Here is an 11,370-nt window from a genome sequence, read left to right as displayed (position 1 = left end):
CGCCCGCGCGCCACCGAGTCCGCAACGCCTCGGCCTCCTGGTCCCCGCGTGCGATCAGCCGGTCGAACTGCCGGTCGAGCCACTTGGGCTCCAGGTAGGTCTCGCCGCGCGCCGCCACCCACGACTTCGCCGCGTGCCGGCGGCCAGCGCGGCCCACCCGTCCGCCTCCGGCTGTCCCAGCGCGTGCGACGCGACCGCGTGCCGCAGGGCCTGCCTGCCGTGGTGGGCGTACCACCCGGACACCACCTCGGGCAGGGACAGCGGGAAGTCCCGCGCCTGCCGCACGACGTCGTTGTCCCGCAGCACGAAAGACCCCAGCAGCCGCTGGCACCGGTCGAGCAGTGCCGCCGGCAGGGAGGCGAACCCGGCGTCCACACCGGACAGGACGGCGTCCACCTGCGCCCGCACCTGGCTGAGCGACCGGGTCCGCACCTCGACCCGCCGCCCCTGCACGAACACGATCGTCGGCATCGTCGGGTGCTCGTGGTCGTCGTCGGCCAGCAGCAGGAAGTCGATGTCCGACGAGGAGTTCCCGAAGCCCTCGGCGATCGACCCCTCCAGCACCGCTCCGCAGCCCGGTGGCGCCGCCACCAGCTCCAGCGTCTCGTCCAGCAGCGAGGTCAGCTGCTCGGGGCCGATGATCACGACTCCTCCGGCGCGGCGAGCACGCGGATCACCCCGGTGGAACCGTCGACGTCGAGCCGCATCCCGTCGCGCACCCGGTGCGTCAGCCCCGGCACCTGCACCACGGTCGGCACACCGAGCTCGCGGGCGACGATGGCGACGTGCGTCAGCGGGCTCCCCCGTTCGACCAGCAGCCCGGACGCGGACGGCAGCCACGCCACCCAGCCGGGGTCGGTGCGGTAGGTGACGAGGACGTCCCCGTCCGCCTCGGACGGCAGGTCGACCACCCGCGCGCGTCCCTGCACCCGGCCGGGACCGGCGGGCACCCGGTCAGCTCGGCCCCGGCGGGCGTCCCCGGGAACGGCACGGGCCCACGCCACCCGGTTCGCCCGCGTCCCGACCGCACCGCGGGTGGTGAAGCGGCGCGGTCAGCAGGGCGTCGGACTCGGCGACCGCCTTGCGCGACCTCACCAGCGCCCGCAGGTCGGTGTCCGCGGCGGAGGCGTCGAAGCAGCCGCCGATCTCCTCCAGGTAGAGCCAGAAGACGTCCTCGGGTTCGTCGATCAACCCCAGCTCGGTGAACCGCCGGCCGATCGCGCGGATCATCACCTTGGCCGTCCCGAACGCGCGTGTCCGGCAGAACCGGATCCGCTCGCGCAGCTCCAGCGCCCGGCGGACCTTGCCGCGCACCCGTTCGTACACCCGCCGCCTGGCCGGGCTGAGCGAGTCGAGCACGGCGTCGACGTCCGCGCGTCCGGTCATGCTCTCGACCGACGCCACGGCCGCCCGCAGCATGGGGAAGAACGTCGACGGGTCGTCGCGCAGGCTCGGCGCCTCCAGCTTCAGCTCGTCCAGGCTCCGGTCGCCGTACCGCGCCACATAATCGTCCACACCGGACACGAAGTCGATGTGCCCGGCCTCCAGCAACGCCTTCCGCGTCTGGGCCGCCGGGGTCTCGGTGACCAGCCTCCGCAGGTCGTCGTCGGACCGCACCTGTTCCGCCAGCTCGGCGATGCGGTGCGCGGGTCCTGCCGACTCGACCGAGTTCGCCGGTCCCGCCACCGCCCAGGTGAACCAGAGCGGCGCGTCCGGCAGCCACCTCCGGTTGAGCAGCTGCAGCGTCCCGAACGACAACCCGATCACGGCGTCGAGCACCGCGACCCGGCCCCACCGCGCGACGAGCGTGCGTTCGAGCGCCTGGTAGCGCCGGTAGACCTGGTCGGCGGTCAACGAGTCGTAGTCGGTCGCGCCGAACTCCTCGTAGGTGCGGTAGAAGTCCGCGATGAACCGCTCACCGGTGCGTTCGACCAACGCGAACCGGCTCGCGAACCGCAGCCGCGACCGCACCGTCCGGACGACCTGCTCCGCCCGCGAGCCGAACGTGAACGGGTGCAACCCGTCCGCCAGCTCGGGATCGAGCGACTCCTCGACGCCGAGCGTCAGCTCCAGGCTCCGGCGGCCCAGCCGGTACAGCGGGGCGAGCCGCACCAGCCGGTACCAGTTCAGCAGGTTGTAGTAGACGCGGCCGTGGAAGTAGCCGAGCAGCGCGGGCAGCCACTCCTGCGCCTGGGCCAGCTGCGCGTCGGGGACCTTCAGCTCGCGGCAGTACTCCTCGTAGACCCGTTGGTACACCCGGCGCGCGAAGCTGTACGTCAGCGGCGAGGTCATGCCGCGGAAGCTCTCGATGATGTTGGAGTTGTCCCAGACGTGCAGCTCACCCCGGTCGTCGAGACCGGCCGTGATGGGCCGGGTCTGCACCACCCACAGGGTGCCGCCGGCGATCGCCCACTCGACGTCCTGCGGTCCGCCGCGCGCCTGTTCGATCCGCGCGGCCAGCTCGCAGAGCGCCCGCAGCTCGCCGTCGGTCACGGCGAGCGAGTCCCGTGCCGCGGCGGCGGTCTCCGTGACACGACAGCCGCCCGACGCGTCCGGGTCGTAGCGTTCACGCTTCTCCCCGACGGTGACCTGCAGGACCTGGCCCGCCGCGTCGAGCACGACGGTGTCGGCGTCCACCGCGCCGCCGACCAGGCCCTCGCCCAGCCCGAACACCGCGCTCACCACGCGTTCGGACCGCTCGCCCGACATCGGGTTGGCGGTGAACAGCACCCCGCTCTTCTCCGCGCGCACCAGCCGCTGGATGATCACCGCCATGCCCGCTCCGCCCGCGGGGAGCCCGTGCGCCAGCCGGTAGGCCAGGGCGCGCGCCGAGTACGCACCCGCCCAGCACTTCCGGACGTGGTCGGCCACGTCGGCCTCACCGATGTTGAGGAACGTGTCGAACTGGCCGGCGAAGGAGAACCGCGGCCCGTCCTCGTCCAGCCCGGACGACCGGACCGCGACGGGGCCGCCGACGGCCTGCGCCGCGGCCTCGATCCCGGCCAGCACGTCAGGTCCCAGCGGTGTCTCGAGGATCGCGCCGGACACCGCCTCGGAGACGGCCTCCGCGGTGTCCGGGGTGAGGTCCAGCAGGGCGACCTCGATCCGTTCGGCGAGGCCGGTCGAGGTCAGGTGGCGGCGCAGGACGTCCGCGCCGATCACCCGCCACGGCGGCACCGCGAACCCGGCGTCGGCCAACTCCGCCAGGCCCCGCGCCTTGGCACCGGCCAGATCGGGTTCCCGCGTCACGACAGCCACCCCCGCACTCCCCACGCCGCGTACGAGACCAGGACGGCCAGGTCGACGGCCAGCACGAACGTCATCCCCGACCACCACCGCGGACCGCGCCGCCCCGCCCGCCGCCACCTCCGCGCGGCCGCCAGACCGCGGCGAGCACCGCGACCGCCACCGGAACCCCCACGGCGCCGCGGCGACCGCCAGCACCACCGCCGCCACGACCGCCACCGCGGACAGGACCACCGCGGCGACGAGTCGCCCACGCGGTCCCAGCCCGAACGGCCGGTAGTCCGCCACGTCGAGCTTCCTGGTGAACTTCCAGTACTCGTAGGCACTCCAGAGCAGCACCGCCGCCCCCACGGCCACCGTCGGGGACGCTCCCGTCGTCACGGCGCCGTAGCCCAGCACCAGCAGCGGGGCCACTTCGTACACCACGAAGAGCACCACCGGGTGCGTGACACCGCGACGGGGCAGGAGCGGGGCGATGAGGGCGGCGGCGCACGCCCCGCCGGCAACGGCGAGGGCCGGGAGGTCGTGCAGGTTCAGCAGAACCACCGCGCAGGCGACCACGACCAGCCCGCCGCGCAGTCCTGGCGCGTCGCCGTCGTCCACGTCGTCGACGAGCCGCAGGAAGAAGAACAGCAGCACGAACGTCAGCCCGCCCAGCAGCACCGGCACCGGGGCGAGCCGCGTCCCCGCCGCGCACAGCACCACGACCGTGCCGTAGGTCAGCACCGCGGCGAGCCCGTGCGTCTGCGGTGGGAACCGCGTCCGCACGTACCGCACGGCGGTGCTCATCCCGCGCTCCCGACGAGGCGCAGCACGTCGCCGATGCCGGGTTCGGACCTGCCGAGGTAGCCCACCCGCACGCAGTGGTCGAGCAACGTGCGCAGGTAGTCCACCCCGGTCGCGGCCGGCCGCCACGACGCGAAGCCCGCGGCGTTCGCGTCGTCGAACCGCGCGCGCCGGCGGAAGAAGCTCTCGTACATGGCGATGATCCGCCGGTAGTAGACGCGTTCGTCCGGCGGTAGGGCGTCGACCGAGAACGCCGATGGCGACATGTAGTGCGGCACGTGGAACATCGGGTACTCCGCCAGCGCGTTGCTCACGTCCAGCAACGTGTGCGGAGCGGCCCCGACGGCGTGGAACGTGCGGCCCCGTGCCTCGTCGAAGCGGTCGACCACCTCGCAGATCAACGCCGCCACGTAGTCCACCGGCACCAGATCGAGCAGGGCGTCGTAGAAACCCGGGACCGATCGCACCCGTCCCTGCGTGAACAGCTTCAGCACCACGTACATGTTCTTGAAGTCCCGGATCAGGCCGGACTCCTGGGTGCCGACGATCATGCTCGGCCGCACCACCGCGACGGGCAGTCCGGAGGCCCTGACCTCTTGCTCCGCCAAGAACTTGCTGTGCTCGTATCCAGTTCCAAACCGCTGGCCGGCGTCGAGTTCGGACTCCAGGACGCGACCGGTGCGCTCCCCGCAGACGTAGGCGGTGCTCACGTGCACGAGCGGCACCGGCGTGTGCTCGGCCGCGAGCCGCACGACGTTGCGGGTGCCGTCCACGTTGAGCGACTCGTAGGTCTCCCACCGGCGGCCGAAGTCCGTGGTGGCCGCGGTGTGCACGACGCGATCGAGCCCGGTGGCGAGCTCCTCGTACCGTTCGGCGCTCAGGCCCAGCATCGGCTTGGTCACGTCACCGGCCACACAGGACACGAGCCCCGGTCCCGACTGTCCGGTGGGGACGGTGCGCACAACCGTCCCGTCGTTGCGCACCAGCTCCGGTCGGTTGTGCACCAGGGCGGTGACGGTGTGCCCCGAGTCCGCGAGCCGCGCCGCGACCTCGGCCCCGACCAGCCCGGCCGCGCCGGTGACGAGAACGCGCAGCCCGCTCACGCCGCCGTCCCCGTCACGCGTTCGGTGACCAGGTCGACCAGTTCGCGCACGGTCGAGACGCCGAGTGCCTCGTCCACGTCCACCTCGGCGAGCTGGAACCGCTCCTCGATGACGATCGCCAGTTCGAGCAGCCGCAACGAGTCGAACCCGAGGTCCGTGGCGATCCTCGCGTCATCGGACAGTTCTTCCGCTTCGCCGTACGACATGTGGCGCAGGATGCCGTGCACGGCTTCGCGCACCGCCTCGTTGTTCATCGTCGCCTCCCGGCCGCGGCGTCAGGGCGATGACACCCCAGAACCCCTTATATGACTAATTGTCATACTAAGCACGCGTGTTTGACCGATGCAAGGTCGTGCGCGCCGGGAACAGCATCCGCGCAAGGCTGAAGAGCATCGCGATCCCCGTTGACGACTCCACCGAGCTCGCCGTGAGCGTGAATCTCCGAAGAGACGCGTGCACCTTCCCGGGGCCTGACTCGAACAGCCCACCTCACCCCCCGACATCACACAGCTCACCTGGTTTGTGGCCAGTGAGGCGGGGAACTCCGTGCCGAGGCGTGCGGGCGCAGTCCGCCGCTTCACCGATGACCCCAGACCCCGGCGTCGGCGACCGGCACCGGAGGTACGGCATCGTGAGCACCGACGACTGGGACTTACCGCCCAGGCGGAACCCAGTACCCTTCACCCTGCGCGTCAGTGCGGCTCTGGGCTGGCGCTTCCTCGTCGTGGTGGCCTCGCTCTACGTGATCGGCTTCATCTTCGGCAGGCTGGCGTCGCTCGTGGTGCCGCTGGCGATCGCTCTGCTGCTCGCGGCACTGCTCGCACCGGCCGTCGGCTTCCTCATGGCGAAACGCATTCCGCGAGGTCTCGCGACCGCGGTGGTGCTCGTAGGTGGCCTGGTCGTGCTCGGCGGCCTGCTCACGTTCGTCGTGATGACCTTCGTCAACGGCGCACCGGAGCTGGCGGCGCAGCTCGTCCGCAGCATCGACGCCGTGTCCGGCTGGCTCGTCAACGGCCCCCTCCAGCTCAGTGAGACGCAGCTGCGCGAGTTCGCCGACCGTGTCGTGAAAACGCTGCAGGACAACCAGTCCGGCATCACCGCGAGCGCGATCACCACGGCCGCGACGGTCGGCGAGACCCTCGTCGAGATGCTGCTTGTGCTGTTCACGCTCGCGTTCTTCCTCTACGACGGTCCGCGGATCTGGCAGTTCCTCATCCGGGTCGTGCCCGACGGCCCGCGCAGGAGGGTGGACGTCGCGGGCAGGCGCAGTCTCGCCGCGCTGGTCAGCTATGTCCGCGCGACCGGGGCGGTCGCCGTGGTGGACGCGCTCGGCATCGGTGTCGGGCTGGCCGTGGTGGGAGTGCCGCTGGCGGTTCCGCTGGCGGCGCTGGTGTTCATCTGCGCGTTCGTCCCGATCTTCGGAGCGGTGGTGGCGGGTGGCGTGGCCGTCCTCGTCGCACTCGTCGCGAACGGTCCGGTGACCGCGGTGATCGTCCTGATCATCGTCGTCGCGGTGAACCAGCTGGAAAGCCATGTCCTGCAACCGTTCCTCCTGGGACGAGCAGTGAAGCTGCACCCTCTCGCGGTGGTGCTGGCCATCGCGAGCGGGCTCCTCGTCGCGGGCATCGCCGGCGCGTTGCTCGCGGTACCGCTGCTGGCGGTGCTCAACTCCGCGATCCGTTCTCTGCTCAGCGAGGCGGACGAACACGTGGCACCTGCCGACGTGCACACCAGCGAACCAGAAGAGTCCGGACCGGACGAACCCGGACTGGACACCGAAGCCGACAAACTGAAACCCGGAGCAGGCAGATGACCTCAACACGTGACGAGCTGACGGAGACGGCCGACCGTCCACGCGGCAGTGACTTCGCTCAGCTGACCAGAGAACTCAAAGCCGCCGGCCTGCTGGACCGCCGCCGCGGGTACTACGTGCTGCGCATGGCGATCAACGGTGTCCTGCTCGGCGCGATCGCGGTGACGTTCGCGCTGCTGGGCGACTCCTGGTGGCAGGTGCTCACGGCCGTGGCCCTCGCCGTGGCCTCGACCCAGCTGGCGTTCATCGGGCACGACGCCGGGCACAGGCAGATCTTCCGCAGCCACCGCAACAACAACGTCGTCGGGCACCTGCACGGCAGCCTCACCGGCATCAGCTACCAGTGGTGGGTCGCCAAGCACAACCGGCACCACGCCAACCCCAACCACGAGGACCACGATCCCGACATCGAGATCCACGCCCTCGCGTTCAGCCGCGCCCAGGCAGCCGAGAAGCGCGGCCTGTACAGCTGGATCACCAAGCACCAGGCGTTCCTGTTCTTCCCGCTGCTGACCGCCGAAGCGGCCGTGCTGCGGATCTCCGGCCTGGTCGCCCTGTGCCGCAAGGAACTGCGCAACCCGTGGCGCGAAGCCGCATTCCAGATCGTGCCGCTCGCCGCGTACCTGGTGGCGGTGTTCGTGGTCCTCTCCCCGCTGAAGGCCGTCGTGTTCATCGCCGTGCACCAGGGGCTGATGGGCGTCTACCTGGGCTGCTCGTTCGCACCCAACCACAAGGGCATGCCGATCATCGCCCAGGGCCAGCGCCTGGACCACCTCCACAAGCAGGTGCTGACCTCCCGCAACGTCACCGGCGGCCGCTGGGTGGACGCCCTGCTCGGCGGACTCAACCACCAGATCGAGCACCACCTCTACCCGCACATGCCCCGCCCCAACCTGCGCCGCGCGCAACCCGTCGTCGAGGACTTCTGCCTCCGGCACGGCATCCCCTACAGCAAGACCACGATGATCCAGTCCTACGCCGAGGTCCTGCGCCACCTGCACGACGCGGGAGCACCGTTGCGCGGCGTGGCGCGCTGACCTGCTTCCGAACCGCCCCGGTTCCGGATCCCGCTTTCTGAAAGGATTTCATCTCCACCCTCGGTCATTCGGCGCAACGAACAGCCGCCACCGGGACGGTTTCGCCCCCACAACCGGCTCCGTCCGTTTCAGGGCCACGCAGAGCGGCAAAGGTCTGGACCACCAGCCGGCCGAGTTCCGGTCGGCGTGCCGATGGAGTGGAGTGACGGATGAGCGAGGCGAAGCTGCCCCCGCTGTCGATGGACGAGCTGGCCGCCGAAGGTGGCACGGTGTTGCCGGACAAGGAGGTGTACTCGCTGCTCGACCTGAACGTCGACCTGGACCTCGCCCTCGACCTCGCGGCGCCGATCGGCCTGGCCGTCGCGGGCAACGCCAACATCGCGGCCCCGATCGACGCCGCCGTGGGCGCGAACGTGCTGTCCGACGGGTCCACCGCGCAGGCCATGGCCGGCCAGGGCGTCGCGATCCAGCAGGGCATCACCGGCGAGGCGGTGGCCAACTCCGACCAGGACAGCGCCATCGGCCAGGCGCGTCCCGGCCCCGCCCGCAGCCGCCGGCCGGCGGGCGCAGGTCCCGACGCCCACGGACCTGGCCGGCGCGCTGGACGGCGGTCTGCTCAACGTGGACGTCAACCTCGCCGCCGACCTCGACCTGGCCGCCCCGATCAACGGCGCGGTGGCCCTCAACGCCAACGTGGCCGCCCCGATCGACGCCGCCGTGGCCGCCAACCTCGGCTCCGTGGGCTCGGAGGCGACCGCCGTCGCGCAGCAGCAGGCGATCATCCAGCAGACCATCGACGGCACCGCCGAGGCGAATGCCGAGCAGAGGTCCGACATCGACCAGTGAGCGATCTCATGAACGCCTCACCACACCCGGCCGGCGGGGACGTGCTCAGCACGACCCCGCCGCGCCGGGCGCGCGACGTCGAACTCATCGGCGAGATGCGCGGCTCCGGCTACCGCCGCCCACCGGCCCTGGTCCGCCGCGCCGACGGCCAGGTCCTCCAGCTCACCCCGCTGCTGTACCGGGTCCTCGAAGCGGTGGACGGGCGCGCTGACCACGCCGGGATCGCCGCCGCCGTCGGACCGGCCATCGGCCGCTCGGTCACCGCGGAAGACGTGCGCGCCCTGCTGGAGACCAGGCTGCGCCCGCTCGGGGTGCTCGAACTCCCCGACGGCTCCCAACCCGCGCACCGCAAGGCCGAACCGCTGCTCGGCCTGCGCCTGCGCCGCGTGATCAGCGAGCCCGGCGTCACCCGGCGGGTCACCGCGCCGTTCGCACGGCTGTTCCACCCGCTGGTGGTGGCCGCGGTGCTGGTGGCGTTCGCGGCGGTGTCGTTCTGGGTGCTGTTCGTCAAGGGCCTGGCCGGCGCCACGCACCAGGCGTTCCACCAACCCGCCTTGCTGCTGCTCGTGTTCGGGGTGTCAGTGCTCTCGGCGGGCTTCCACGAGTTCGGCCACGCCGCCGCCGCGCGGTACGGCGGCGCGACACCCGGCGCGATGGGCTTCGGCCTCTACCTGCTGTGGCCCGCCTTCTACACCGACGTCACCGACAGCTACCGGCTCGGCCGGGCCGGCCGGCTGCGCACCGACCTGGGCGGGCTGTACTTCAACGCGCTCGTCGCGGTCGCCGTCCACGGTGTCTGGTGGTTGACCGGCTGGGACGCACTGCTGCTGGTGATCGCCACGCAGATCCTCCAGATGGTGCGCCAGCTCGCGCCCCTGGTGCGCTACGACGGCTACCACGTGCTCGCCGACCTGACCGGTGTCCCCGACCTGTTCCACCACATCAAGCCCACGCTGCTGGGCCTGTTGCCGCACCGCTGGGGCAAGCCGGAGTCGAAGGTCCTCAAGCCGTGGGCACGGGCGGTCGTGACGACGTGGGTGCTCATCGTCGTGCCGGTCCTGCTGGCGAGCACGGCCCTGCTGGTGCTGGCGTTCCCGCGAGTGGTGGGGACGGCGTGGCACAGCGCCGGTGAGCAGTGGCGGTCGGCGCACGCGGCACTGGGTGAGGGGGACCTCGCGCTGGTGCTGGTGCGGGTGCTCGGGGTGGCCGCCATCGCGCTGCCCGTGCTCGGCATCGGCCTGCTGCTGACCCGGCTCACGGGTCGGCTGGTCGCCCGCTCCTGGCGCTCCACCCAGGGCAGGCCCGGCCGGCACGCGCTCGTGGTGCTGTGCGGGATCGCTGTGATCGCGGGCCTGGCGTGGGCGTGGTGGCCGCAACCCGACCGGTACCGGCCGATCCAGCCCGACGAGCGCGGCACCGTCGCCGACGTCGCGCCCGCCGCCGCGTCGGGTCCAGCTCCCGTCCAACCGGCGCGACCGGTGTCCGCCCAGACCGTGTGGCCCGCCGACAAACCGTTGCCCAGCAGGGACAAGCCGGTCCTGGCAATGGTCCTGGAACCGGTCTCGCCTGGCGCCCCGACGTGGGTCTTCCCGTTCGACCGCCCGGAACCTCCGGGTCCGGGCGACAACCAGGTCCTGGTCGTCAACACGACCGACGGCGCGGTCCGCTACAAGGTGTCCTTCGCCCTGGTGTGGGAGACCGATGGCGTGGTGGACAACAGGAACGAGGCATACGCGCTGGCCTCGTGCCGGGGCTGCACGACGGTGGCGGTCGCTTTCCAGGTGGTCCTCGTGGTGGGCCAGGCGAACGTGGTGGTGCCGCAGAACGTCGCCGTCGCCGTCAACCACTCGTGTGTCGAGTGCGTGACGTACGCGCTCGCCTCACAACTGCTCGTCACCCTTCCCGAAGATCTGAGCCCCCAGGCGAAAGCCCGGCTCGAAGCGGTGTGGGCCGAGCTGTCCCGACTGGCCGGAGACGTGCCGGCCCTAACCGCGCAACAGATCCAGCAGGCCCTGGAGGCCGCCAAATCCCGCATCCTCGACGTGCTGCGGCAGGAAGGCGTCCCCCTGCCCAGCACCGCGCCGGCCACCACACCACCGCCCAGCACCACGTCGGCGGAAAGCCCCCGTCCGACCACCTCGTCCGACGCCCCCACGACGACCACGCCACCGAGCACCACCGTGACGACCACGCCACCGTCGTCCGCGGAGCCGACGACCACGGTCACGTCACCTCCCAGCGCAGTCCCCTCCACCTGATCCCCGGTCGCGCTCGAAGCCGACGGCGAGCCGGTAACCGGTCGCCGTCGGCTCGTCGGGCGTTGAAGGCCCTGCCGAGGCGGGCCGCCGGACGAGCCGTGCCCGCCCTCGCGCGCCCGATGGGACACCGCGATCCAACCCACGCACGACCCTCGCCGCTCAAACGTCCGCTCGTGCCGCTGAGCGTGCACCCTGGCTCAGACGAGACAGAGCCGACGAACCTCGAGAGCACGGAGTGGGAGCGGTAGCGGCTACGCCCTGGCGTTCGGCACGCTGAACAG

The 11,370-nt window shown here is 71.6% G+C and carries 9 protein-coding genes; 4 read left to right on the top strand and 5 right to left on the bottom strand.

Annotated features, from left to right (window positions below):
• Positions 1–54 precede the first annotated feature (54 nt).
• From BBK82_RS49140 to BBK82_RS30695, 5 genes are read right to left on the bottom strand one after another with little or no spacing between them, the layout of a single operon-like run.
• Positions 55–645, bottom strand: a complete 591-nt coding sequence (locus tag BBK82_RS49140; protein ID WP_083268255.1) for a hypothetical protein — start codon at positions 643–645, stop codon at positions 55–57.
• Positions 642–950, bottom strand: a complete 309-nt coding sequence (locus tag BBK82_RS52885; RefSeq protein WP_218920377.1) for a PEP-utilizing enzyme — start codon at positions 948–950, stop codon at positions 642–644. Before BBK82_RS52885 ends, BBK82_RS49140 begins: the two co-directional genes overlap by 4 nt.
• Before the next feature lie 4 nt (positions 951–954).
• The gene (locus BBK82_RS30705) at positions 955–4,035 is read right to left on the bottom strand and encodes a PEP/pyruvate-binding domain-containing protein (RefSeq protein WP_218920376.1); all 3,081 of its coding nucleotides are present in this window, start codon (positions 4,033–4,035) and stop codon (positions 955–957) included.
• Positions 4,032–5,135 carry an SDR family oxidoreductase gene (locus BBK82_RS30700; protein ID WP_065918103.1) on the bottom strand — a complete coding sequence of 368 codons (1,104 nt, stop codon included), beginning with the start codon at positions 5,133–5,135 and terminating at the stop codon, positions 4,032–4,034. The genes BBK82_RS30705 and BBK82_RS30700 overlap by 4 nt, the downstream gene beginning before the upstream one ends.
• A complete protein-coding gene (locus BBK82_RS30695; RefSeq protein WP_065918102.1) occupies positions 5,132–5,389 on the bottom strand; it encodes an acyl carrier protein in 258 nt (85 codons plus the stop codon). Before BBK82_RS30695 ends, BBK82_RS30700 begins: the two co-directional genes overlap by 4 nt.
• Before the next feature lie 329 nt (positions 5,390–5,718).
• Here BBK82_RS30695 and BBK82_RS30690 point away from each other — a divergent pair, with 329 nt between their 5' ends.
• The 4 genes from BBK82_RS30690 to BBK82_RS30675 all read left to right on the top strand — a co-directional run bounded on the left by BBK82_RS30690 (position 5,719) and on the right by BBK82_RS30675 (position 11,089).
• On the top strand, positions 5,719–6,948 hold the full coding sequence (locus BBK82_RS30690; RefSeq protein ID WP_083268254.1) for an AI-2E family transporter: 1,230 nt from the start codon (positions 5,719–5,721) through the stop codon (positions 6,946–6,948).
• A complete protein-coding gene (locus BBK82_RS30685) occupies positions 6,945–7,985 on the top strand; it encodes a fatty acid desaturase family protein (protein ID WP_065918101.1) in 1,041 nt (346 codons plus the stop codon). Before BBK82_RS30690 ends, BBK82_RS30685 begins: the two co-directional genes overlap by 4 nt.
• 621 nt (positions 7,986–8,606) lie before the next feature.
• Complete coding sequence (locus BBK82_RS52880; protein WP_218920375.1) at positions 8,607–8,831, top strand: hypothetical protein; 225 nt, start codon at positions 8,607–8,609, stop codon at positions 8,829–8,831.
• On the top strand, positions 8,828–11,089 hold the full coding sequence (locus tag BBK82_RS30675; protein WP_179953712.1) for a zinc metalloprotease: 2,262 nt from the start codon (positions 8,828–8,830) through the stop codon (positions 11,087–11,089). Before BBK82_RS52880 ends, BBK82_RS30675 begins: the two co-directional genes overlap by 4 nt.
• Positions 11,090–11,370: the final 281 nt, after the last annotated feature.

The sequence above is a fragment of the Lentzea guizhouensis genome (genome assembly GCF_001701025.1).
Taxonomy (GTDB): Bacteria; Actinomycetota; Actinomycetes; order Mycobacteriales; family Pseudonocardiaceae; genus Lentzea; species Lentzea guizhouensis.
This window is presented reverse-complemented; position numbering and strand designations above follow the sequence as displayed.